Origin of the sequence: Streptomyces ureilyticus (assembly GCF_011045025.1) — a bacterium.
In the GTDB taxonomy this organism is placed as follows: domain Bacteria; phylum Actinomycetota; class Actinomycetes; order Streptomycetales; family Streptomycetaceae; genus Streptomyces; species Streptomyces ureilyticus.
In genome coordinates this window covers 36,349-59,747 of record NZ_JAAKZX010000004.1, presented here as the reverse complement: position 1 = coordinate 59,747, position 23,399 = coordinate 36,349, and the positions used below count along the sequence as shown (strand labels likewise).

The window sequence follows — 23,399 nt, the reverse complement described above, 5'->3', positions numbered from 1 at the left end:
CCTGAGGGGGCGGGCCCGTTTTCGTGTCCCTGAAAGGAACCAGGTGTGAGTGACGAGGTAGAGCCCGGGTTCGTACGGGTGCGGCTTGATCTTTCGTATGACGGGAGCGCGTTCTCCGGGTGGGCCAAGCAGGCCGGGGGACGGCGGACCGTGCAGGGGGAGGTCGAGGACGCGCTGCGTACGGTGACGCGGTCGCGGGAGACGACGTACGAGCTGACCGTGGCCGGGCGGACCGATGCCGGGGTGCATGCCCGGGGACAGGTGGCGCACGTCGATCTGCCCGAGGGGCTGTGGGCCGAGCATCGGGAGAAGCTGCTCAAGCGGCTGGCCGGGCGGCTGCCGAAGGATGTGCGGGTGTGGTCGCTCAGGGAGGCGCCCAGCGGCTTCAACGCGCGGTTCTCGGCGGTCTGGCGGCGGTACGCCTATCGCGTCACCGACAACCCGGGTGGCGTCGATCCGCTGTTGCGCAGCCATGTCCTCTGGCACGACTGGCCGCTCGACGTCGATGCCATGAACGAGGCGGCGCGGCCCCTGCTCGGGGAGCACGATTTCGCCGCGTACTGCAAGAAACGGGACGGGGCGACGACCATTCGTACGCTTCAGGAGCTGAGCCTGGCGCGCGGGGAGGACGGGGTGATTACGGCCACAGTGCGGGCCGATGCCTTCTGCCACAACATGGTGCGGTCGTTGATCGGGGCGCTGCTGTTCGTGGGGGACGGGCACCGGGGTACCGACTGGCCGGGGAAGGTGCTCGCTGCCGGGGTGCGGGACTCTGCGGTGCACGTCGTACGGCCTCATGGGCTGACTTTGGAGCAAGTCGGGTACCCGGCGGACGAGTTGCTGGCGGCGCGGAACAAGGAGGCGCGGAACCGGCGGTCGTTGCCGGGGGCGGCCGGGTGCTGCTGAGCGAGAAGGCGCTCTTATGCCCACTGCGGCGGTGAGGGAAACCCCTGTGTAACACGTATGTTCGGGTGTACCTACTGAAACTCGGTTACGATGCGGCTGCTCGGCTTTGAGTTTCATGTGTAGTGGTCGGGCTTGGGTGGGGGTATCGGGCTGACCAGCCCGGGGGGTTTGTGCATGAGTGCAGTGGGGACTGCTCGTGTTCCGCAGAACCGACGTCGTAGGCGGGCGCCGCAGAGTCATGGGCTGCTGCCGCAGCCGCCGGACGATGTGGAGAAGTACTCGTACGCGCGGCGGTATCTGTGGGTGCTGACGATCGGCTCGCTGATCAGTTTCGCGTGTCTGGCGGTGAGTCAGTTTCTGTTCACGGCGTCGAGTCCGTGGTTCTGGCTGACGCTGCCGCTGCTGGCGTTCATCATCGCGGACTATCTGATCTCGCTGTATCTCGACGGGCTCAGCAAGGACTTCGACCTCAAGGGGCACAAGCGGCTCGTCCGCAAGTGGCAGCCCGCCGTGTACCCGAGCGTGGACATCTTCCTGCCGGTGTGCGGTGAGCCGCTGGAGGTGCTGCACAACACCTGGGTCCATGTGAACCGGCTCGCGGCCAGTTATCAGGGCGAGGTGAAGACGTACGTCTTGGACGACGCGGCCGAGGACGAGGTCGGGGCCATGGCGAACGACTTCGGCTTCCATTACGTGGTGCGGCCCAACCGGGGCTGGTTCAAGAAGGCCGGCAACCTCAATCACGCCTTCGAGAAGACCGGCGGCGACCACATCCTCATCCTGGACGCCGACTTCGCGCCGCGCGCCGATCTGCTCGACGAGCTGCTGCCGTACATGGACGACGACCCGAAGATCGGCATCGTGCAGTCGCCGCAGTTCTTCCGCATCGTCGACCGGCAGAACTGGATCGAGCGCGGGGCCGGCGCGGTGCAGGAGCAGTTCTACCGGTCCGTGCAGACGTCCCGGGAGGACAAGGACGGGTCGATCTGCGTGGGCTCCTGCGCGGTCTACCGGCGTGAGGCCCTGGCGCAGATCGGCGGCATCACGCTGATCGAGCACTCCGAGGACATGTACACCGGCTTCGATCTGCGGGCGCTGGGCTGGCAGCTGCGTTACGTGCCCGTCGCGCTGTCCGCGGGCGTGTGCCCGGACACGGCCGGTGCCTTCCACAACCAGCAGTACCGCTGGTGCATGGGCTCGCTTGAGCTGCTGACCAGCAAGCGGTTCTGGGAGATGGACCTGAAGTTCAAGACGCGGCTGTGCTACGTCTCGGGCTTCCTCTATTACCTGCAGACCGCGCTCGCCACGTTCATCGCGCCCGTCATCCCGCTCGCGCTGATGATCCTGCGCCCCGATCTGCTGCGGGCCGAGGCCGCGCTGTGGGTGCTGCCGAGTGTCGCGTACGTGACGCTGGTGCTGCCGCTGTGGCACCGGGCGCCGTACCGGCTCGAGGCCTGGTCCGTCCGGATCATGTACGGGTGGTCGCATGTCTTCGCGGTCTGGGACGTGCTGCGCGGCCGTCCGATGGGCTGGAAGCCCACCGGTTCGGACGGCGCCAAGAAGAACGGCATGCGCCGCTACTGGAACTGCATGATCTTCTGGACCGGCGGCACCGCCCTGCTCTGGATCGTCGTCGCCGCCTGGCGCATGCTCACCCTCTATCCGCCGGACTTCGCGCTGATGCTGTCGGCCGGGCTGTTCTACGCGATGGTCGTCGGTCGCGTCCTCGTACAGCCCCGTGCCCAGGAAGCGCAGGAAGTGACCGCATGACTTTCTCCGTACGTTCCGTCCACACGCTCAGGACCGTGCGGGCGCTCGCCGCCGCACTGCTGGCCGGTGCGCTGCTCGCCGGATGCAGCACCTTCTCCGAGGAGGGCCGCGACCAGTACGAGCGCAGCCAGGGGGAGCCGCCCGCTGCCGAAGGGGCGGAAGGCGCCGAGGGTGCCGGCGGCGAGGCCAGCGAGTCCGCGAAGTCTGTGGATCAGCCGTACGACGTACGGCCGCTGCTGGAGCCGAAGAAGAAGTACCTGGGGGTGGCCGCCGACGGTGCCCCCGCCAAGATGAACGCCGTCGAGGACTTCGCGAAGCGGGCCGGGAAGAAGCCCAATCTGATGGAGTTCTACTCCGCCTGGGGCGACCAGTACGAGCGGGAGCTCGTGCAGAACGCCTGGGACTACGGCGCGGTGGCGTACATCGCCTGGGAGCCCTTCGAGACGAGTCTGAAGGACATCGCCGCAGGCAAGGAAGACAAGTACATTCGCGAGTACGCGAGCTCCGTCAAGGAGCTCAACCTGCCCGTGGCGATCAGCTGGGCCCACGAGATGAACGGCTTCTGGTACCCGTGGGGCACCAAGAAGACCAGCCCGGCCGACTTCACCGCCGCGTACAAGCACATCCACGACCTCTTCGCCGAGGAGGGCGCGACGCAGGTCATCTGGGTGTGGAGCCCGAACGTCATCAACCCGATGCCGAAGGTGAAGCTCAAGCCGTACTGGCCGGGTGACGAATACGTCGACTGGGTCGGCGTCATCGGCTACTACGCGGAGTACGGCCCCCACACGTACAAGTCGCTCTACGGACCGACGATGACCCAGATCCGGACCTTCACGAAGAAACCGTTCATCATCGCGGAGACCGCGGCGCAGGCGGGCGAGCGCAAGCCCGCCGACATCAAGGACCTCTTCCAGGGGACCGCGAAGCGCGACGACGTCATCGGGTTCGTCTGGTTCAACTACGACAAGGAAACCGACTGGCGCATCAGCAGCGGGCCGCTGTCCCAGAAGACCTTCCGGGAGCAGGCCCAGAGCGACAGCTTCGGATTCGATGTGACCAAGCCATGACGAAGCGACGCACGCCCACCTGGGCGGAGGACTCGGAGGTGCGCGGCGGGGGGCACGAGCGCCCGTACGCGTACGAGCAGGGGAATCAACAGGCCTACGACCAGGGGAATCAACAGCAGTACCAGGGACAGCAGCAGCCGTACGGGCAGGGGAACCAGCAGGCGTACGACCAGGGGAACCAGCAGGCGTACGGGCACGGGGATCAGCAGGCGTACGCACAGCCGGGGCAGCAGCCGTACGGGCAAGGGCACCAGCAGTCGTACCCGCAGGCGCAGCAGCGGCAGGTCGGGAACGAGAGCCTGCGGCAGTACGTGCAGAACGCGCCGCCTCCCCTGTACCCGCACCATCCCGAGTACGACGAGGGCGCCGCGGGCGGGCGGCAGCTGACCAATACCGGCACCTGGCGGTTCAACGGCCGGACGTCCAAGTACCTGGACCAGGCGACATTCCAGATCTACGCGCCCTTCGACCCGTACGCGCAGTACACCGCGGTCGAGCCGGAGCCCGAGGCGCAGGAGGAGAAGCCGGGGTACACGCTGCCCGCAGTGCCCGAGTCGGCCTGGTCGGTGGACACCCGGCGCAGCAGGCTGCTGGGGCGCTTGATACTGCTGTGCATCCTGCTCGTGCAGGCCGGGCTCTCCCTGCGACTGGGCGGGACGGCCTTCCAGGACGAGGCGCTGTATATCGCGTCGGGCCACTACGAGCTGGACAACCTGCTGCACGGCACCAAACTGCCGGTGGACTTCGCGGCCTACTTCTCCGGGCACCCGAAGCTGTACCCGATCCTCGCGGCCGTCGTGGACGACCGGTTCGGCCTGTTCGGCGTACGAGTGGTCAGCCTGCTGTTCATGCTGGGGGCCACCGGGCTGCTCTACTCGCTCACCCGGCGGCTGTTCAACCTGCGTGCCGCGCTCGGCGCGGCCGCGCTGTTCTCGGTGGTCCAGTCGACAGTGGTGCTCGGCAACCTCGCCACGTACGATGCCGCCGCCGTCTTCCTGCTCGCGCTGTCGGCTTGGGCGGTGGTGCGCACCGACCGGATGAACGCCCTGGCGGTGCTGCTCGCGGCGCCGCCGGCCGCCCTCGCGTTCGGGGTGAAGTACGCGTCCGGGCTGTATCTGCCGACCCTGGTGGTCCTCGCCGTGATCACCGCGCATCGGCACCGCGGCATCCGCGCGCTGGGCCGCGGTGTGGTGCTGGGCGCGGGCACCGTGGCCCTGCTCGCCGTCGGCTACTACTTCTCCGGTCCGCTCGGCGGCATCAGCTCCACCACCACCGACCGTGAGAAGGGCGCGGACACCGCGGCCACGATGCTCCAGCACAGCGCGGAGTGGGGCGGTCTCCTCTTCCTGGCCGCGCTGGTCGGATCGATCGCGTACGTGCTGCGCGCACGGATGGGCGAGATGCCGTGGATCGGCGGCGAGACCACGGGGCGCTGGCGGCGCGCCGCACTCGGCCTGGTGCTGACGGGGACCACGCTGCTCGCCCCCGCGTACCAGATCAACCTCCAGACCGAGATCTCGCTCTACAAGCACGTCGGCTTCGGTCTTCTCTTCGCCGCGCCGCTGGCCGGCCTCGGCATGGCCCGTCTGGTCGGCCCGCACTTCCGGCATCCGCAGCTCGGGATCCTGCTGTACGTCCTGACGTTGGTCTTCGGCATGGTGCAGGCCCAAGAACGGGCACACAGCTTCGCGGACTCCACGCAGATGATCGCGTACATGCGCACGATCGTCGACAAGAAGGGCGAGTACCTCGCGGAAGAGGCGGAGGTCCCCGGCTACTACCTGCGGGACAAGACCTACTGGACCCAGTGGAACAACACCTACTTCATGGACTACCGCGGCAAGGACGGCAAGCAGTACGCCGGCGCCGGCGCCTTCCGGCAGGCCGTTCGCGACGGAAAGTTCGACGCCATCGTGATGCACGGCGCGATCAGCCCGGCCACGTACGCGGCGGTCAAGGAGGGGCTGAAGGGCAACTCCCGCTACCGGCTGGCCGCCGTGTTCCCCTACACCTCGAGCTACGGAGAGAACGCCTACCGGATTTGGGTGAAGCGATGAGTACCAATGCCTCCCCTCCGTACGGCGGCGGATACCCCGATGCCCAGGGCGGCCATGATCCGTACGCGGGTCAGGGCGCCTACGCCTACGGCGGGCAGGACGCGTACACCGGTGGCCAGGGCGGCTACGCCCAACCCGGCCACCAGGGCACCTATGCCGACCCGTCGCAGGGCGCGTACGCGGCTCCTGGTCAGTACGCCGACCCCGGTGCGTCCCCTCACCCCGGCTCGTACGCCGTTCCCGGCCAGGACACCTACACCCCCGAGCCCTCTCCGGTCGAGCCGACCCCGCGCCGGCGCCGGGCGCCCGAGGCCGAGGCGGGCTCCAAGGCGGAGGAGCCCAAGGGCGACGAAGAGCCGCCCGACGAGCCGGAGGGCAGCCGGCTCGCCGCCGCGGTGACCTTTCTGCTGCCCACGGTGTTCGCTCTCGTGCTCATCCAGCGCGGGATCGGCGACCGGCAGCTGTCCACGGCCGAGCACGCCACCTGGTGGGCGGCCTCGCTGTCGCTGCACGACCTGAGCCTGCTGATCCGCTCCACCGACGTGGTGCTCACTCCGTACTACGTGCTCATGCACCTCTGGGTCGCCGTCGCAGGGGACTCACCGACCGCGATGCGCATACCCGGCGCGGTGGCCATGGCGGCGTCGGCCGGTCTGCTCGCCCTGCTCGGGCGGCGGCTGTTCACCACACAGGTGGGCGTCCTCGCGGGGTTCGCCCTCGCCGTCGTCCCGCTCACCACGCGGTACGGGCAGGAGATCCGGCCGTACCCCTTCGCGGTGGCCGCGGTGCTGCTGTCGACACTGCTGCTCGCCCGGGCGCTGGACCAGCCGTCGTTCAAGGTATGGGTCGCCTACACGCTGTCGGTGCCGCTGATCGGCTGGAGCCATCTCGCCTCGCTCGCGGTGCTCGGCGCACATCTGGTGATGATCCTGATCGCACGGCGCGCGGGCGACAAGATCGTGGGCTGGGCCTATGCCGCGGCTTGCACCCTGGGCATGTGCTTCGTCATCCCCATGGCCGTGTCGGGCTCGTCGCAGAGCGGGACGATCGCCGGGAACAACCCGGGGCTGACGGACCTGATCGACTTCCCCAAGGACCTCTTCGGTTCCTGGGCGGTGGCCCTGCCGGTGATGGCGCTCGGTGCGATCGGGTTGTTCTTCGCCGGCCGACTGGCTCTTCCGCTGGCCGTCTGGATCGTGCTGCCACCCGTGGCGACGTACGTCACCGCCGCGCAGCTGCATCTCTTCCTGCCGCGCTATCTGGTGTTCACGGCACCCGCGTGGGTGCTGCTGGCGGCCGTGGCAGCGTGCCGGCTCGCCGGTCCGGTGGCCGGGGCGAAGGCCGGTACGGGGGCGGCGGCCCGGCGCGGGTTCGGCTGGGTGCTCGTGGTGGCCACGGTCGCCGGGATCGTCTTTCAGGCGCGGCCCGGCATTCGCGAGGCTCGCCAGGACGCGCCGGGGGAGTCGGACTTCCGAGGCGCCGCGCGGGTCATCGAGGCGGAGCAGCGCAAGCGCGACGGCATCGTCTTCAACGGTGACGTGGTCGAACGCCGGGCCATGGCCTACGAGTTGCGGAACGACGCGGGCCGCCCGCGGGACTCGCTGATGTACCGCACTCCGCAGGCGCTGGGCTCGTTCGGTGCGGCCGAATGTCCGCAGCCCGAGAAGTGCCTGGCCAAGGCCGACCGACTCTGGCTCGTGTCGACGACGCTCGACGGGAATCCGTTCAGCGGCATGCCGAAGGAATCGGCGACCGCGATCAAGAAGAGCTTCCGCACCGTGAAGACACGGAAGCTGGACAGTCTCCAGCTCGTGCTCCTCGAAAGGACACGCGAGGCGACGGACGACTCCACCGAGGAGAAGGACGACGCCGGCAAGCGCAAGGTGCACACCTGAGCTGGCTTTGGGACGGACGCCGGAATCGCCCGCGTCCGTAGGGGTTCCTGCATGGGGACAAGGGGAGGGAAAAGATGACGTACGACCTGGGGGCGGGCACGGCGGTCACCGTGGTGATGCCTACGTACAACGAAGCAGCCAACCTGCCGAGAATGGCCGAAGCGGTGCTTCAACTACCGCTGAACGGGCTGCACTTGAAGATAGTGGACGACTCCAGCCCGGACGGCACCGGCCGGATAGCCGAAGAGCTGGCGGAGAAGTACAACGCCGATGCGCCGGCCTGGCAGCCCCGGATGAGCGTGCTGCACCGTACCGAGAAGGACGGCCTCGGGCGTGCGTACGTGGCGGGCATGAGCGCCGCCGTCGACGAAGGCGCCGAGTACGTCGTGCAAATGGACGCGGACGGCAGCCACCCCGTGGAAGCGGTCCCACGGATGCTCGGCACCGCCGTGGCCTCGGGCGTCGGACTGGTCGTCGGCAGCCGGTACGTCGAGGGAGGCTCGCTCGACGAGGACTGGGGCGCGCACCGCGTCCTGCTGTCCCGCTTCGCCAACCGCTACGCGCGCACCGTGCTCGGCACGAAGATCCGCGACATCACGGCCGGCTTCAACCTCTGGTCGGCCCAGACCCTGAGGGACGTGGACCTGCGCTCCCTGGACAGCGCGGGCTACAGCTTCCAGGTCGAGCTCAAGTACAAAGCCGTACGAGCCGGTCACAGCGCCGTCGAGATCCCGATCCGCTTCGAGGAGCGCACCGAGGGCGTGTCGAAGATGACCTTGCGTACGCAGCTGGAGTCGGCGGTCGTGCCCGTACGGCTGCGGCTGAAGCACAAGTAGTCGGCTGGGAACAGTGGTTGGCGGCGGTCGCCCACGGATGGCCGCCGCCTTCCCGCTACCCGCCAGCTTGCCGGTGCCGCTATTCGTTGGCCGCGGCCGAAGCCTGAGCCTCGCCACGGCGTCGGATCTGGCGGAACGTGAACTCCCCGAGGTCGTCACCGGTGGCGAAGACCTTCGTGTCCTTCTGGGTGACGTCCTTGCCGTTGGTGAAGCCGGCGACCGTGAAGTAGGCATAGCGGCCGTACGAGTTGGTCGTCGAGCGGCAGACCGCCGAGCTGCAGAAGGCGGGAACGCCGTCGCCCGACAGCGCCTGGACGACGCTCTTGTCGTCGGCGTCCTTCTTGGTCTTCGTCGCCTGGGCCTCGGTGTCGAAGACGGCCACGCCGACCGTCACCGCCACACCGTCCAGGGAGTACGTGACGCGCATCAGCCGCGTGCAGTCGTTCTTCGTGAGGACCGTGCCGAGCGTGCCCTGGGCGGCCGACGCGCAGTCCTTCGTGGACGCGGTCTTGCCCTTCTCGTAGCGGCTCTCGCCCATCGTCAGCCGCGAACCGGGGAAGAGGGTGTCCGGGCTGAGCGGAGCCGTGTCCTTCTTCACGTTGGAGATGAAGTCCTTCGGGTCCAGCGGCGGAGGCGCCGAGGTCTCCGCGAACGACGGCTCGGGCCCGGTGGTGTCCGGCGGGATGTCCGAGGTGGCGGGCAGATCGGAGGCAGGCCGGTTCGCCGCCTGGCCGTTGCCGTCCGTCGAGACCACGGCCACGGCGACGGCCGCGCCGATCGCGACGGTGGCCAGCGCGCCGCCGCCCACCATCAGCCACCTGCGGCGCCTGTTGCGCGACTCGGACGCCTCGGCGAGCGCAGCCCAGTCGGGGGTCTGGCTGCCCCACTGCGGCTGCTGAGAACCCGATCCCCCGGAACCCCACTGGGGTCCCCCCTGCCCAAAGCTCATGGGGCGCATCTTAGACGGGACAGGGGGTGTACTGGTCTCACACCAGTAACAGAGCCAACTCTCGGCTGGTCGCGCGTTTTGACCCGTGTGGGCTGCCAGAGCTATTCTTGCCCTTCGTTATGTGTATTGGCTTGCTCATTCTCACGTGAGAGGCCCTTACACCGGTCCACCGGGGCCGATGACCAGCGATCTGCATGCGGTTGCGTCGCCGCCGTGCGGTCAGGGCTGTCGTGATCGTCCGTGGTGGCCTTGTCAGGACCCACTCACTGAAGAAGCGAAGGCTACGAACCGTGCGTACGTACAGCCCCAAGCCCGGCGACATCACTCGCCAGTGGCATGTCATCGATGCCCGGGACGTCGTTCTCGGCCGTCTGGCAACCACCGCCGCCACCCTTCTGCGGGGCAAGCACAAGCCGATCTACGCTCCGCACGTCGACGCTGGTGACTTCGTCATCATCATCAACGCGGACAAGGTCCACCTGTCCGGCAACAAGCGGACCCAGAAGCTGGCCTACCGCCACTCCGGGTACCCGGGTGGTCTGCGCTCCGTCCGCTACGACGAGCTGCTGGACAAGAACCCCGAGAAAGCGGTCGAGAAGGCCGTCAAGGGCATGCTCCCGAAGAACACCCTGGGCCGTCAGATGCTCTCGAAGCTGAAGGTCTACAGGGGTGACCAGCACCCGCACGGCGCGCAGCAGCCGCAGCCGTACGAGATCACCCAGGTCGCGCAGTAAGTCCGGCCACCCCTAAGACCAGAAGAGAATCTGAGGAGAATCGTGGCCGAGACCACTACCGAGCAGCCGGTCGAAGAGACCGAGACCGAGCTCGTCGACATCGAGCAGTACACCACCGAGTCCGAGGCCCCCGTCGAGGGCGAGTACACCTCGGAGTCCATGGCCTCCCGCTTCGGCGAGCCGCAGCCGGCCGCCGGACTGGGCCGCCGCAAGAACGCCATCGCCCGCGTCCGGATCGTCCCGGGCTCCGGCAAGTGGAAGATCAACGGTCGCACCCTTGAGGACTACTTCCCCAACAAGGTGCACCAGCAGGAAGTCAACGAGCCCTTCAAGGTGCTCGAGCTCGACGACCGTTACGACGTTGTCGCCCGCATCTCGGGTGGCGGCGTCTCCGGTCAGGCCGGTGCGCTCCGTCTCGGTGTCGCCCGCGCGCTGAACGAGGCGGACGTCGACAACAACCGTGGCGCCCTGAAGAAGGCCGGGTTCCTTCGTCGCGACGACCGTGCGGTCGAGCGCAAGAAGGCCGGTCTCAAGAAGGCCCGCAAGGCGCCTCAGTACAGCAAGCGCTAGTCGTACCGCGTGCTCTGCACGCAGCATCCGCCCCGGCGGCACTCTCGTGCCGCCGGGGCGTGGCATTTACGCCAAGTAGGCATTTATCAGGGCCTTACCTGGACACTCTGCTTGAGCCGCAATTTCTGAGCATGTTCGGAGGACACCAGTGGGACGACTCTTCGGCACGGACGGCGTGCGCGGTGTTGCCAACGCGGACCTGACGGCTGAGCTGGCGCTCGGCCTGTCCGTCGCGGCGGCGCACGTACTGGCCGAGGCGGGCACCTTCGCGGGCCATCGGCCGACGGCGGTGGTCGGTCGGGATCCGCGGGCGTCCGGGGAGTTCCTGGAGGCCGCCGTGGTCGCCGGTCTCGCCAGCGCGGGCGTGGACGTCCTGCGCGTGGGCGTGCTGCCGACGCCGGCGGTGGCGTATCTCACCGGCTCACTCGGCGCCGACCTCGGCGTGATGCTCTCCGCCAGCCACAACGCCATGCCCGACAACGGCATCAAGTTCTTCGAGCGCGGCGGCCACAAACTCGCCGACGAGCTGGAGGACCGGATCGAGGCCGTGTACGAGGAGCACCGCACCGGCGCTCCCTGGGACCGCCCGACGGGTGCCGGGGTGGGCAGGGTGAAGTCGTACGACGAGGGCTTCGAGCGGTACGTCGCGCACCTCATCACGGCGGTTCCGAACCGTCTGGACGGTTTGAAGGTCGTCCTCGACGAGGCGCACGGCGCCGCCGCCCAGGTCTCGCCCGAGGCCTTCACCCGGGCCGGTGCCGAGGTCGTCACCATCGGTGCCGAGCCGGACGGGCTGAACATCAACGACGGGTGCGGCTCCACGCACCTGGGCCTGCTGCGGGCCGCCGTCGTCGAGCACGGCGCCGACCTGGGCATCGCGCACGACGGCGACGCCGACCGCTGCCTCGCCGTGGACCACACGGGCGCCGAGGTCGACGGGGACCAGATCCTGGCCGTAATCGCGCTGGCGATGCGGGAGCGTTCCGCACTGCGCTCCGACACCGTTGTCGCGACGGTCATGTCCAACCTGGGCTTCAAGCTGGCCATGGAGCGCGAGGGGCTGTCGTTGGTGCAGACGGCGGTCGGTGACCGTTACGTCCTGGAAGAGATGAAGCAGCACGACTACGCCCTCGGCGGCGAGCAGTCCGGGCACGTGATCATCTCGGACCACGCGACGACCGGCGACGGCACCCTGACCGGCCTGCTGCTGGCCGCCCGGGTCGCCCAGACGGGACGTACGCTCAAGGACCTCGCATCCGTCATGGAACGGCTTCCGCAGGTACTGATCAATGTGCCGGACGTCGACAGGTCCCGGGTGAACACCTCGGCCGAACTGACGGCCGCGGTCGCCGACGCGGAGCGCGAACTCGGTTCCACCGGGCGGGTGTTGCTGCGTCCCTCGGGTACGGAGCCGCTGGTACGGGTGATGGTGGAGGCCGCCGATCTCGACCAGGCGCGGAGGGTGGCGGAGCGGCTCGCCGATGTGGTGAAGTCCGCGCTCGGCTGTTAAGTCTGGGCCTTCTTGGCGTTGCGTTCACGCTGCTTGGCCCAGAAGAACTCCTGGGTGAGCAGCGTGAGGGTGCCGGCGAGGATGATGCCGAGCAGGTTGAGCAGGAGCTGCTCGGTGGAGCCCACCATCTGTTTTGTGTCCCCGTAGCTGAGGGCCACCGCTGCGTTGGCGGCGGCCGGGACGGTCGTCACGGAGATCGCGACGCCGACGAGGGCGCCCGACTTGGCGGAGGTCAGCGAGAGGGTGCCGGCGGCGCCGGCGAGGACGGCCACGACGAAGGAGAACCAGTCGGGGGCGTAGACGAAGGCGGTGTTGGGCCGTTCGCTCTCCAGCCGGTCCTCCGTGAACAGGCCCACGGCGTCCATGAAGTCGCTGAAGAGGACCGTCACCCCCATGGCGAAGGCGAAGCCCACGAGCAGCGCGATCGCCGAGCGCAGCGCGAGCCGCGGGGTGCGCCGCACCAGTGCCGTGCACAGACCGGCCAGCGGTCCGAACTCCGGGCCGACCGCCATCGCGCCCACGATCAGGATCGCGTTGTCGAGGACCACACCGCAGGCCGCGATCATCGTGGCCAGTGTGATGAAGGCGATGTACGTGACCGAGAGCGTCGACTCCTCGTGGGTCGCGTCCGCCAGGTGCTCCCACAGGACCGCGTCGGCGCCCTCGCCCGGCGCGTCGTCGCGCGCCTGGTCGGCACGCTCCGACAGCGAGAGGTCGATGTTCTCGATGGCGATGGAGCCGCACTTGTCGATGTCCAACGCCCGCAGCTCGCCCAGCAGTTCGTCGCCCGCCTCGCGCGCCACGTCGCACATCACGACGTCCCCGGCGGGGTTGCGGGCCGCGCCCTGCATCACGACGAGATGCGTGGTGCCGACGGTGTCCTCGATGAGGCGGACCACGCCGTCGGTCTTGTCGGGCGGCGTGATCAGGCGCAGATGCAGCATGCCCGGCAGAGTAACCGGGCTCGATTACAGCTTGCGCAGGCTCAGACGCTGCACCTTGTGGTCGGGGCCCTTGCGCAGGACGAGGGTGGCGCGGCCGCGCGTGGGGGCCACGTTCTCCAGCAGATTGACCTTGTTGATCGTCCGCCACATGGTGCGGGCGTAGTCGAGGGCCTCCTCCTCGGAGACCTGGGTGTACTTGCGGAAGTACGAGGACGGGTTCTGGAAGGCCGTCTCGCGCAGCTTGCGGAAACGGTTCAGGTACCAGTGCTCGATGTCCTCGGGCCGGGCGTCGACGTACACGCTGAAGTCGAAGTAGTCGGCGAGGCCCACGCGGGTGCGGCCGTCCTTGCCGGGCAGGGCGGGCTGCAGAACGTTCAGGCCCTCGACGATCAGGATGTCGGGGCGGCGCACGGTGAGCCGCTTGCCCGGCACGATGTCGTAGATCAGGTGGGAGTAGACGGGCGCGGTGACCTCGCCCTTGCCGGCCTTGATGTCCGCGACGAAACGCGTCAGGGCGCGTCGGTCGTACGACTCCGGGAAGCCCTTCCGCGACATCAGGCCGCGCGCCTGCAACTCCTTGGTCGGCAGCAGGAAGCCGTCCGTGGTGACCAGCTCGACGCGTGGATGCTCGGGCCAGCGGGACAGCAGGGCCTGGAGGAGACGGGCGACGGTCGACTTGCCGACCGCCACGGAGCCGGCGACCCCTATGACGAACGGCGTACCGGACTGCGAGCCCTGCTCGCCGAGGAAGGTGTTCAGCGCGCCGCGCAGGCCGTCCGTGGCCTTCACGTACAGGTTCAGCAGCCGGGACAGCGGCAGGTAGATGTCCCGCACTTCGTCGAGGTCGATGACATCGCCCAGGCCGCGCAGCTTCTCGACCTCCTCGGCGGTCAGCGGGAGCGGCGTCTTCTCGCGAAGCGCACTCCACTCGGCACGGGTGAGGTCGACGTAGGGAGTCGCCTCCGGCCTGGACCGGTGGGCGCTCCGTGGCGACGAGGAGACCGAAGAGATCACAGTCCATTGTTACGGGAGCGGGGACGCGGTGGCGGGTGGGGTCCGTCACGTCCGTGGATGGCGCTTCCTGTGGATGAGTTGTGAGGAAAGTATGGACCTGCGAGGCCGGTGGGGATACGGTCCGGGCAGCCGGGAGCGAGCCGCCTTCCGGCGGTTTCCGGGGGTTGGGGTGGTGGCTGTGGCCATGCGTATTCGTGATGCGGTGCGGTGGAGATCCGCGCGCGGTGACGCGGACTTCGAGGGGCGCGTGAGCAGCGAGCTGGCGGTGGATCTGCCGGACGAGGACTTGGGTGAGTACCTCTACGACTGCATCGACCTGTACGAGATGGGGAGCAAGCCGCGGTGTGAGGAAGTGGAGTACCTGGAGCTGGTGCAGGAGGCTATAGAGCGGGTTGAACGGGGTCGCTGAGCGCGCCGAACCCCGCCCCCCCCGTAGGCACCCACCCAACGGCCGGAGGCCTAAGCTGCGCGCATGTGCGCAGTGGTGGGTTGCGGCCCCGTGGGAGTGGTCTCGTGATCATCGGAGTGGGAATCGATGTCGCCGAGATCGACCGGTTCGCGGCGTCGCTGGAGCGGACACCCGCGCTCGCGGAACGGCTCTTCGTCGAGCGGGAGTTGTGGCTGCCGAGCGGCGAGCGACGCGGGGTCGCGTCACTCGCGGCCCGCTTCGCGGCCAAGGAGGCGCTCGCCAAGGCGCTCGGGGCGCCGAGCGGGCTGCACTGGACGGACGCCGAGGTATACGTCGAGGACAGCGGGCAGCCACGGCTGCGGGTGCAGGGGACGGTGGCGGCTCGAGCCGCGGAGCTCGGCGTGCGGTCCTGGCACGTGTCGCTGAGTCACGATGCGGGAGTGGCTTCGGCGGTGGTCGTCGCGGAGGGGTAGCGGCTCCCGTCGCCACCTCAGCTCATGACATCCCGCCACGCGGAGCGGACCGACTCGGACACATCGTGCGCGCCCACCGGCGCCCCGTCCGCCGCGAACCGCCCGGCGAGCCCGTGGAGGTACGCCGCGACGCTCCCGGCGTCCAGGGCGCTCAGCCCCGAGGCCAGGAGCGAACCGGCTAGCCCCGACAGCACGTCCCCGCTGCCCGCCGTGGCCAGCCACGACGTCCCCGTCGCGTTGACCCGGACCGGCCCGCCCCCGGCCGAAGCCACCAGCGTGGTCGAGCCCTTCAGCAACACCGTCGCCCCGTACCGCTCCGCCAGCTCCCGCACGGAGTGCAACCGTGCCGCCTCGACCGACTCCCGCGAGACGCCCAGCAAAGCGGCGGCCTCACCGGCGTGAGGCGTCATCAGCGTGGGCGCCTTCCGGGCCCGTACGAGATCCCGGTCCGCGAGCCGGAGGCCGTCCGCGTCGACGAGGACGGGTACGTCCTGGGCGAGCACCTCGGCCACGGTCTGCGCGTCGTCTCCGGCTCCGGGCCCGACGACCCAGGCCTGCACGCGTCCGGCCCGCTTCGGTCCCTGGTCCGAGACGAGGGTTTCGGGGAAGCGGGCGATCACGGCGTCCCCGGCGGGACCGACGTACCGTACGGCCCCTGCCCCGCCCCGTAGCGCACCCGACACCGCGAGTACGGCCGCCCCGGGATAACGCGAGGACCCGGCGGCGATCCCCACGACCCCCCGCCGGTACTTGTCGCTCTCGGCGCCCGGAACAGGCAACAGCGCCGCCACATCGGCATGCTGCAGGGCCTCCGTCTCGGCCTCGTCGGGCAGCGAGAGCCCGATGTCCACGAGCCGCACCGAGCCCGCGTACTCCCGTGCCGGATCGATCAGCAGCCCCGGCTTGTGCGTGCCGAAGGTCACGGTCAGGTCGGCACGGATCGCCGCGCCGCGTACCTCGCCGGTGTCGGCCTCGACACCGCTCGGCAGATCCACGGCGACGACGGCGGCGCGGGAGGACGCGGCCAACTCGGCCAGCGGCGCGGCGTCGGGGCGCAGTCCGCCCTTGCCGCCGATGCCGACGATTCCGTCGATCACGAGATCGGCGGAACGGATCGCCCGCTCGACGGCTGCGTCGCTTTCGCTGTCCTCAGTGGAGTGGACGCGGCCGCCCGCCCGGCGCAGCGCGGCCAGGCCGCCGGGATGGGTTCGCTCGGGGGACAGCAGTACGGCCGTGACGCCCGCGCCGCGGCGGGCGAGGCGGGCTCCCGCGTACAGCGCGTCTCCGCCGTTGTCTCCGCTGCCCACCAGCAGCACGACCCGGCTGCCGTACACCCGCCCCATCAACTCCGCGCAGGCCGCGGCCAGTCCGGCCGCCGCCCGCTGCATCAGCGCCCCTTCCGGAAGCCGCGCCATCAACTCCCGCTCGGCCGCCCGTACCGTCTCCACTCCGTACGCACTACGCATACGCCGAGTCTCGCGTACGTGGCGGCCTCGCGTGCAGCGGGCCGGTACCCCGGGTGAGCCCGCTGCTCACAGAGGTACGGGCTCGGCAGGGCTGTCAGTGGGCTCTGAGACACTGGGCGCAATGAATGAGACAGCGTCCGCGCGTGCCCGCGCCGAGATCGATCTGGCCGCTCTGGCGGCCAATCTGGGGACCCTGCGCGCCTGCGCACCGGACGCCGCCCTGATGGCGGTGGTGAAATCCGACGCGTATGGACACGGGGCGGTGCGGTGTGCACGGGCGGCGCTCGACGCGGGGGCCACCTGGCTCGGGACGGCCACGCCCGAGGAGGCCCTGGCCCTGCGTGCCGCGGGGCTGCCGGGCCGGATCATGTGCTGGCTGTGGACGCCCGGAGGCCCTTGGCGGGAGGCCGTCGAGGCCGATGTGGATCTGGGGATCAGCGGGCTCTGGGCGCTGCGGGAAGCCGTCGAGGGCGCGCGCGCCGCGGGACGCGCCGCCCGGGTCCAGCTCAAGGCCGACACCGGGCTCGGGCGCAACGGATGCCAGCCCGGTGACTGGCCCGAGTTGGTCGCCGCAGCCCTGCGCGCCGAGGCCGACGGGCTGGTCCGGGTCACCGGACTCTGGTCGCACTTCGCCTGCGCCGACGAGCCGGGGCATCCCTCCATCGGGGCCCAACTCACCGCCTTCCACGAGATGTTGACGTACGCGGAGAAGCAGGGCATACAACCCGAAGTACGGCATATCGCCAACTCGCCCGCCACGCTCACACTCCCGGAGACCCACTTCGATCTCGTACGCACCGGAATCGCGACGTACGGCATCTCACCCAGCCCCGCCCTCGGCACCGCCGCCGAGCTGGGGCTGCGGCCGGTGATGACACTGTCGGCCTCGCTCGCGCTGGTGAAGCGCGTTCCGGCGGGACACGGCGTCAGTTACGGGCATCACTACGTCACACCGGGCGACACGACGCTCGGCCTGGTGCCCGTGGGATACGCGGACGGGATCCCGCGGCACGCCTCCGGCACCGGGCCCGTCCTGGCCGGCGGCAAATGGCGGACGGTGGCGGGGCGGGTCGCGATGGACCAGTTCGCCGTCGATCTCGGCGGGGACCAGCCAGCGGTGGGAGAACGCGTGGTGCTGTTCGGGCCCGGCGATGAGGGTGAGCCGACCGCCGAGGACTGGGCCCAGGCCGCGGGCACGATCGCGTACGAAATCGTGACCCGGATCGGAACCCGCGTACCGCGCGTCTATGTGAATAGTGAATAACGCACAGGACGGGTACTCAGCTTTCCGGGGACGGCCCCCGGACCACACAGCGGCGAAGAGGAGCGGTACGTGAGCGAGAGCAGGGCGGAGGCCGTCGCCTCGGTGGCCTCTGCCGCGGGGAGCGCCGCCGCAGGGGGTGCCGGGAACTGGAGTAAGGCGGGCATCGTCGGCACCGCGATAGGCGTCGTCGCCGCGGGCGCTGCCGCCGGAGTCGCGATAGAGCGGCTCACCGTCGGCCGCGGCATGCGCAAGAAGGCCCGCCTCGCCCTCGACTCGGCAGGTCCGTACGGCGCACTGCGCGGCATGCCCGGCACGGCGACCGCGGACGACGGCACGGAGCTCTACTACGAGATCGACGACGTCGAGCAGGACGCCACGCTCTCCCCCCGCCGCCGCAGACTGTTCGGCCGCAAGGCACCAGCACCCGTCACCGTCGTCTTCAGCCACGGCTACTGCCTCAGCCAGGACTCCTGGCACTTCCAGCGGGCCGCACTGCGCGGTGTCGTACGGACCGTCCACTGGGACCAGCGCAGCCACGGACGCTCCGGACGTGGTGTCGCACAGGTCCAGGACGGTGTGCCGCTCGACATCGAGCAGCTCGGCCGCGACCTGAAGGCCGTGATCGACGCGGCCGCCCCCGAGGGGCCGCTCGTGCTCGTCGGGCACTCGATGGGCGGAATGACGGTGATGGCCCTTGCCGACCAGTACCCCGACCTCATCCGCGAGCGAGTGGTCGGTGTCGCTCTCGTCGGTACGTCGTCGGGGAAGCTCGGCGAGGTCAACTTCGGGCTACCCGTCGCGGGCGTCAACGCGGTGCGGCGCGTACTGCCCGGCGTACTGAAGGCGCTGGGGCAGCGGGCCGATCTGGTGGAGAAGGGGCGGCGGGCCACGGCCGATCTGTTCGCCGGGATCATCAAGCGGTACTCGTTCGCGTCCAGGGACGTCGATCCGGCGGTCGCGCGGTTCGCCGAGCGGCTGATCGAGGGCACGCCGATCGATGTGGTCGCCGAGTTCTATCCGGCGTTCACCGACCACGACAAGACGGAGGCGCTGGCGTACTTCGCCGAGCTGCCCGTCCTCGTACTGTCCGGCGTCAAGGACCTGGTCACGCCGAGCGAGCACAGCGAGGCGATAGCGGACCTGCTGCCGGACGCGGAGCTGGTGCTCGTGCCGGACGCCGGGCACCTGGTGATGCTGGAGCACCCGGAGGTCGTCACGGACCGTCTCGCCGACCTCCTCACGCGCGCGGGAGCCGTCCCGGCCGGCGCTAACGTGGGGGGCTATGGAAGCACCAGCAGCACCGCACAGCCCGGCTGATCACCCGATGCCGTACGCCACCGCCGAGCTCACCGTCAACTCCCCCGAACAGATGCAGGAGTTGGGCCGCCACCTGGCCAAGCTGCTGCGCCCCGGTGACCTTGTGATGCTCACCGGCGAGCTCGGCGCGGGCAAGACGACGTTCACCCGTGGGCTCGGCGAAGGGCTCGGCGTACGGGGCGCGGTCACGTCGCCCACCTTTGTGATCGCGCGCGTTCACCCCTCCCTCGGCGACGGGCCGCCCCTCGTGCACGCCGACGCGTACCGCCTGAGCGGCGGCCTTGACGAGATGGAGGACCTCGACCTCGATGTCTCGCTGACCGATTCGGTGATCGTCGTGGAGTGGGGCGAGGGGAAGGTCGAGGAGCTGACCGAGGAGCGGCTGCATGTGTTCATCCACCGGGCGGTCGGAACTGCGTCTTCCCGGGGGGCGACCCCCGGACCCCCGGAGACGGACGAGGTCCGGCACGTGACGCTTCGCGGGGTGGGGGAGCGGTGGGCCGCCGTGGATCTGAGTGTGCTTTCGGCTTGAGGGCGGGGCCTGAGGGCCGGGTTTCGTAACGTTCCGACGTGGCGTCGGCAAGAGGTTGCGTGGGGTGGGTTCGGCGTGTTCCTATGGGTAGCGGTGTTGGTTAGGGTTACCTAACTACGTCTGCTCCGGGAGCCCCAGGAGGCGGCCATGTCGACGTCGGATCGCGAACCTGTGCGGGTTCCTGCGGAGGCTGGTGGGGTGTCGGTGCGCGAGTTGCTTGCGGCCTGCGCCGCCGCCCGCGTCGTGTCCACGCCGCCGCGGGACCCGGCGCCTGCGCCGCGGGCGCCCGCGCCGGGGGAGCGGCAGCATCGCGAGGCCGCGTAAGCAGGGGGTTTCGGCTGACGGTTCGTCGTGGCTGGTCGCGCACGGACGAGCTACTCGACCACGACGACCTTCGTGCCGACCGTCGCGAACTCCCACATCGCATCGCCATCCGCCCGGGATTCCCGAATCCCGCCGAGCTTCTTGCCGGTGTCGGGCGCGGGAGTCGAGCCGTCCACCGCCGCGCTGAAGCCGATCGTCGTGCCGTCCACGCTCGCGAAGCGGACCACGTGCTCGACGGCGACTCCGTCGGAGCCGGTGATGGAGCCGGACCGCGAGGTGACGGTGTACGTGTCGGGCGCGGGGTCGACCGTGCCGGGGGTGACCGAGAAGGTGCGGGTCACCTTGTCGTTCGCGGCGACCAGCCAGACGCGGTCGGCCTGTACCGAGTACACGACCCGCTGACCGCTGCCGGACCGGCCCGGCAGCGCCGCCGCCGTGTTCGGCTTGGCGCGCGGGGACGGGGCGGAAGCCCCGGGGGACGACGACGTCCGATCCGGTGCGCCCAGCGTGTCCGGCACATTGGCGGACGCCTGGTAGGCGAGGAAGCCGACTGCGGCGACCGCCGCCACGGTGAGCCCGGCCACGAATCCCGAGCTGCTCCTAGCCACCTTGGGTGCCCACCTCTCGTACGGCATACGTGTCAACGTGACAGTTGAGGTGACGGTAGCAGCAGGGGCGCGTGGGACCTGGGCGACGGTGCCTTCGCCCCGGGCGCCGTAGGCTGTTCGCGTGCTCTTGCTCGCTCTGGATACCGCCACCCCCGCCGTCACCGTCGCCCTGCATGACGGGACGAGCGTCGTCGCCTCGTCGAGTCAGGTGGACGCCCGCCGGCACGGGGAGCTGCTGCTGCCCGCCGTCGACCGGGTGCTCACCGAGTCCGGGCTGCGGCTGGACGCCGTCACCGGCATCGTCGCGGGCGTGGGACCCGGCCCGTACACGGGGCTGCGGGTCGGCCTGATGACCGCCGACACCTTCGGGCTCGCGCTGGGCGTGCCCGTGTACGGACTGTGCACGCTCGACGGACTCGCGTTCGCGGCCGACATACAGGGTCCCTTCGTCGTGGCGACCGACGCGCGGCGCAAGGAGGTCTACTGGGCGCGGTACTCCGATTCCCGTACGCGTGTCAGCGGGCCCGCCGTGGACCGGCCCGCCGAGATCACCGAAGCCGTCGCCGGTCTGCCGGCGGTCGGCGCGGGCGCGCTGCTCTACCCAGACACCTTCCCGGATGTGTACGAGCCCGAGAACGTCTCCGCGTCGGCGCTCGCGTCCCTCGCGGCCGAGAAGCTGGCCAAGGGCGAGGAACTCCCCGCGCCCCGGCCGCTGTATCTGCGCCGCCCGGACGCCCAGGTGCCCAAGAACTACAAGGTGGTCACCCCCAAGTGACTCCCGTAGTGACTCCCGTGCTGCGCGAGATGCGCTGGTGGCACATCGATCCCGTACTGGATCTCGAGAAGGCCCTCTTCCCCGAGGACGCCTGGTCGCGGGGCATGTTCTGGTCCGAGCTGGCCCATTCCCGGGGGCCGACGGCGACGAAGCGGTATGTCGTGGCTCAGGACGGTGAGCGGATCGTCGGGTACGGGGGACTCGCCGCCTCCGCGGACGTGGGTGACATACAGACCATCGCCGTCGCCCGTGACCAGTGGGGCACCGGGCTCGGTGCGCTGATCCTGACCGAGCTGCTGCGGGCCGCGACCACCTTCGAGTGTGCCGAGGTGATGCTCGAGTGCCGGATCGACAACATCCGCGCCCAGAAGCTGTACGAGCGCTTCGGCTTCGAGCCGATCGGCTTCCGGCGCGGTTACTACCAGCCGGGCAACGTCGACGCGCTCGTGATGCGCCTGCAAGATCCCTCAACCTCAGTGCAAGGAACCGAGATCCATGGCTGACGAACCACTCGTCCTCGGCATCGAGACCTCCTGCGACGAGACCGGCGTCGGCATCGTCCGCGGCCACACGCTGCTCGCGGACGCGGTCGCGTCGAGCGTCGACGAGCACGCGCGCTTCGGCGGCGTCGTCCCGGAGGTCGCGTCCCGCGCGCACCTGGAGGCGATGGTGCCGACCATCCACCGGGCGCTGAAAGAGGCAGGCGTGAGTGCGCGGGACCTGGACGGGATCGCCGTCACGGCCGGTCCGGGGCTCGCGGGCGCGCTGCTCGTGGGAGTTTCGGCGGCGAAGGCGTACGCGTACGCGCTGGGCAAGCCGTTGTACGGCGTCAATCACCTGGCCTCGCACATCTGCGTCGACCAGCTGGAGCATGGGGCGTTGCCCGAGCCGACCATGGCGTTGCTGGTGTCCGGCGGCCACTCCTCTCTGCTGCTCTCCTCGGACGTCACCTCCGACGTACGGCCGCTGGGCGCGACCATCGACGACGCCGCGGGCGAGGCCTTCGACAAGATCGCGCGGGTGCTGGACCTGGGTTTCCCGGGCGGTCCGGTGATCGACCGGTACGCGCGCGAGGGCGACCCGGAGGCGATCGCGTTCCCGCGCGGGCTGACCGGGCCGCGGGATGCGGCGTACGACTTCTCCTTCTCGGGGCTGAAGACGGCGGTCGCCCGCTGGATCGAGGCCAAGCGGGCGGCGGGGGAGGAGGTGCCGGTGCGTGACGTGGCGGCCTCCTTCCAGGAAGCGGTCGTGGATGTGCTGACGCGTAAGGCCGTGCGGGCGTGCAAGGACGAGGGCGTCGAGCACCTGATGATCGGCGGAGGGGTCGCGGCCAACTCGCGGCTGCGGGCCCTGGCGCAGGAGCGCTGCGAGGCCGCCGGACTTCAACTGCGGGTGCCGCGGCCGAAGTTGTGCACGGACAACGGGGCGATGGTGGCGGCGCTCGGTGCGGAGATGGTGGCGCGGAACCGGGCCGCCTCCGACTGGGATCTGTCGGCGGACTCGTCGCTACCGGTGACGGAGCCGCATGTGCCCGGGCGCGATCGTGATCACGATCACGTGCACGAGGTGAGCAAGGAGAACCTGTACTCGTGACGGTCGCGTTGATGTGGGAAGCGCGGGCGGCGGCAGGCCGGGGCGAGGAGCTGCTGGCCTGGGTCCGGGCGCAGGACCTCGCCGTGAGGCCCCTGCGCCGGGAGACCTTCCGGGCACCGCAGGACCGCGTCCTGGTCATCACCTGGTGGGATGCTCCGTACGACGCCGACCTTCCCGAACTGCCTGAGCCGGACGGGGCGCTGGTGACGCGGGGGGTGCACAGGTGGCGGTTCGATTCTGTGGGCGCCGATCAGGGCGGATGGTGATCGTCCGACCGTCGTCGGGACAGCCGTCGGGACCGCGACTCGGTTGTGGCGTGGCCTCTTGGCCGGGGAGTTTGTGCCTTCATCGCACGCGCCGCCGCCCAGGTGGACTGACCCAAG

Annotated in this window: 24 protein-coding genes; 19 read left to right on the top strand and 5 right to left on the bottom strand. The window is 69.8% G+C overall.

Going from position 1 to position 23,399, the window contains the following annotated elements:
- Nucleotides 1–45 precede the first annotated feature (45 nt).
- From truA to G6048_RS02050, 6 genes are all read left to right on the top strand, one after another.
- The gene (gene truA, locus G6048_RS02075; RefSeq protein ID WP_165337672.1) at nt 46–906 is read left to right on the top strand and encodes a tRNA pseudouridine(38-40) synthase TruA; all 861 of its coding nucleotides are present in this window, start codon (nt 46–48) and stop codon (nt 904–906) included.
- 174 nt (nt 907–1,080) lie between these two features.
- Entirely contained in the window at nt 1,081–2,676 is a 1,596-nt protein-coding gene (locus G6048_RS02070) for a glycosyltransferase family 2 protein (protein ID WP_165337671.1), read from the top strand.
- On the top strand, nt 2,673–3,746 hold the full coding sequence (locus G6048_RS02065) for a glycoside hydrolase family 26 protein (RefSeq protein WP_165337670.1): 1,074 nt from the start codon (nt 2,673–2,675) through the stop codon (nt 3,744–3,746). The genes G6048_RS02070 and G6048_RS02065 overlap by 4 nt, the downstream gene beginning before the upstream one ends.
- On the top strand, nt 3,743–5,803 hold the full coding sequence (locus G6048_RS02060) for an ArnT family glycosyltransferase (RefSeq protein ID WP_235989419.1): 2,061 nt from the start codon (nt 3,743–3,745) through the stop codon (nt 5,801–5,803). The genes G6048_RS02065 and G6048_RS02060 overlap by 4 nt, the downstream gene beginning before the upstream one ends.
- Nucleotides 5,800–7,698, top strand: a complete 1,899-nt coding sequence (locus G6048_RS02055; protein ID WP_165337669.1) for a glycosyltransferase family 39 protein — start codon at nt 5,800–5,802, stop codon at nt 7,696–7,698. The genes G6048_RS02060 and G6048_RS02055 overlap by 4 nt, the downstream gene beginning before the upstream one ends.
- A 74-nt stretch (nt 7,699–7,772) precedes the next feature.
- Nucleotides 7,773–8,534, top strand: coding sequence for a polyprenol monophosphomannose synthase (locus tag G6048_RS02050; protein ID WP_165337668.1), 762 nt, complete (start codon nt 7,773–7,775; stop codon nt 8,532–8,534).
- Nucleotides 8,535–8,613: 79 nt separating this feature from the next.
- On the opposite strand, the gene G6048_RS02045 is transcribed toward G6048_RS02050, so the two are convergent.
- Nucleotides 8,614–9,483, bottom strand: a complete 870-nt coding sequence (locus G6048_RS02045) for a hypothetical protein (protein WP_165337667.1) — start codon at nt 9,481–9,483, stop codon at nt 8,614–8,616.
- 290 nt (nt 9,484–9,773) lie between these two features.
- Between G6048_RS02045 and rplM the strand changes: the two genes are divergently transcribed.
- From rplM to glmM, 3 genes are all read left to right on the top strand, one after another.
- The gene (gene rplM, locus G6048_RS02040) at nt 9,774–10,217 is read left to right on the top strand and encodes a 50S ribosomal protein L13 (protein WP_033329151.1); all 444 of its coding nucleotides are present in this window, start codon (nt 9,774–9,776) and stop codon (nt 10,215–10,217) included.
- Nucleotides 10,218–10,259: 42 nt separating this feature from the next.
- Nucleotides 10,260–10,787: a 30S ribosomal protein S9 gene (gene rpsI / locus G6048_RS02035; RefSeq protein ID WP_165337666.1), complete on the top strand. Its 528-nt coding sequence runs from the start codon at nt 10,260–10,262 to the stop codon at nt 10,785–10,787.
- 148 nt (nt 10,788–10,935) lie between these two features.
- Nucleotides 10,936–12,297, top strand: coding sequence for a phosphoglucosamine mutase (glmM, locus tag G6048_RS02030; protein WP_165337665.1), 1,362 nt, complete (start codon nt 10,936–10,938; stop codon nt 12,295–12,297).
- Here glmM and G6048_RS02025 read toward each other — a convergent pair.
- Nucleotides 12,294–13,241 (bottom strand): DUF389 domain-containing protein, encoded by a 948-nt coding sequence (locus G6048_RS02025; RefSeq protein WP_165337664.1) that lies wholly within the window; start codon nt 13,239–13,241, stop codon nt 12,294–12,296. The genes glmM and G6048_RS02025 overlap by 4 nt on opposite strands.
- A 24-nt stretch (nt 13,242–13,265) precedes the next feature.
- Complete coding sequence (gene coaA, locus G6048_RS02020; RefSeq protein WP_165337663.1) at nt 13,266–14,255, bottom strand: type I pantothenate kinase; 990 nt, start codon at nt 14,253–14,255, stop codon at nt 13,266–13,268.
- Between the two features lie 184 nt (nt 14,256–14,439).
- On the opposite strand from coaA, the gene G6048_RS02015 reads away from it, so the two are divergent.
- Nucleotides 14,440–14,664 (top strand): hypothetical protein, encoded by a 225-nt coding sequence (locus G6048_RS02015; RefSeq protein ID WP_165337662.1) that lies wholly within the window; start codon nt 14,440–14,442, stop codon nt 14,662–14,664.
- A gap of 104 nt (nt 14,665–14,768) precedes the next feature.
- Nucleotides 14,769–15,137 (top strand): holo-ACP synthase, encoded by a 369-nt coding sequence (locus tag G6048_RS02010; RefSeq protein WP_165337661.1) that lies wholly within the window; start codon nt 14,769–14,771, stop codon nt 15,135–15,137.
- A 17-nt stretch (nt 15,138–15,154) separates the two neighbouring features.
- Here G6048_RS02010 and G6048_RS02005 read toward each other — a convergent pair whose 3' ends face one another.
- On the bottom strand, nt 15,155–16,603 hold the full coding sequence (locus G6048_RS02005) for an NAD(P)H-hydrate dehydratase (protein WP_165337660.1): 1,449 nt from the start codon (nt 16,601–16,603) through the stop codon (nt 15,155–15,157).
- 121 nt (nt 16,604–16,724) lie between these two features.
- Between G6048_RS02005 and alr the strand changes: the two genes are divergently transcribed.
- The 4 genes from alr to G6048_RS01985 all read left to right on the top strand — a co-directional run bounded on the left by alr (nt 16,725) and on the right by G6048_RS01985 (nt 20,040).
- On the top strand, nt 16,725–17,867 hold the full coding sequence (alr, locus tag G6048_RS02000) for an alanine racemase (protein ID WP_165337659.1): 1,143 nt from the start codon (nt 16,725–16,727) through the stop codon (nt 17,865–17,867).
- A gap of 69 nt (nt 17,868–17,936) precedes the next feature.
- Nucleotides 17,937–19,184: an alpha/beta fold hydrolase gene (locus tag G6048_RS01995; protein ID WP_165337658.1), complete on the top strand. Its 1,248-nt coding sequence runs from the start codon at nt 17,937–17,939 to the stop codon at nt 19,182–19,184.
- Nucleotides 19,150–19,716, top strand: a complete 567-nt coding sequence (gene tsaE / locus G6048_RS01990) for a tRNA (adenosine(37)-N6)-threonylcarbamoyltransferase complex ATPase subunit type 1 TsaE (protein ID WP_165337657.1) — start codon at nt 19,150–19,152, stop codon at nt 19,714–19,716. Before G6048_RS01995 ends, tsaE begins: the two co-directional genes overlap by 35 nt.
- Nucleotides 19,717–19,863: 147 nt before the next feature.
- Complete coding sequence (locus tag G6048_RS01985; protein WP_165337656.1) at nt 19,864–20,040, top strand: hypothetical protein; 177 nt, start codon at nt 19,864–19,866, stop codon at nt 20,038–20,040.
- A gap of 50 nt (nt 20,041–20,090) precedes the next feature.
- On the opposite strand, the gene G6048_RS01980 is transcribed toward G6048_RS01985, so the two are convergent.
- A complete protein-coding gene (locus tag G6048_RS01980) occupies nt 20,091–20,648 on the bottom strand; it encodes a hypothetical protein (protein ID WP_328825650.1) in 558 nt (185 codons plus the stop codon).
- A 121-nt stretch (nt 20,649–20,769) separates the two neighbouring features.
- Between G6048_RS01980 and tsaB the strand changes: the two genes are divergently transcribed.
- The 4 genes from tsaB to G6048_RS01960 are packed head-to-tail and all read left to right on the top strand — an operon-like array spanning nt 20,770 to nt 23,282.
- Nucleotides 20,770–21,423 carry a tRNA (adenosine(37)-N6)-threonylcarbamoyltransferase complex dimerization subunit type 1 TsaB gene (tsaB, locus tag G6048_RS01975; RefSeq protein WP_165337655.1) on the top strand — a complete coding sequence of 218 codons (654 nt, stop codon included), beginning with the start codon at nt 20,770–20,772 and terminating at the stop codon, nt 21,421–21,423.
- Between the two features lie 29 nt (nt 21,424–21,452).
- The gene (rimI, locus tag G6048_RS01970; protein WP_165337721.1) at nt 21,453–21,926 is read left to right on the top strand and encodes a ribosomal protein S18-alanine N-acetyltransferase; all 474 of its coding nucleotides are present in this window, start codon (nt 21,453–21,455) and stop codon (nt 21,924–21,926) included.
- The gene (gene tsaD, locus G6048_RS01965; protein WP_165337654.1) at nt 21,919–23,016 is read left to right on the top strand and encodes a tRNA (adenosine(37)-N6)-threonylcarbamoyltransferase complex transferase subunit TsaD; all 1,098 of its coding nucleotides are present in this window, start codon (nt 21,919–21,921) and stop codon (nt 23,014–23,016) included. Before rimI ends, tsaD begins: the two co-directional genes overlap by 8 nt.
- The gene (locus G6048_RS01960) at nt 23,013–23,282 is read left to right on the top strand and encodes a hypothetical protein (protein ID WP_165337653.1); all 270 of its coding nucleotides are present in this window, start codon (nt 23,013–23,015) and stop codon (nt 23,280–23,282) included. Before tsaD ends, G6048_RS01960 begins: the two co-directional genes overlap by 4 nt.
- Nucleotides 23,283–23,399: the final 117 nt, after the last annotated feature.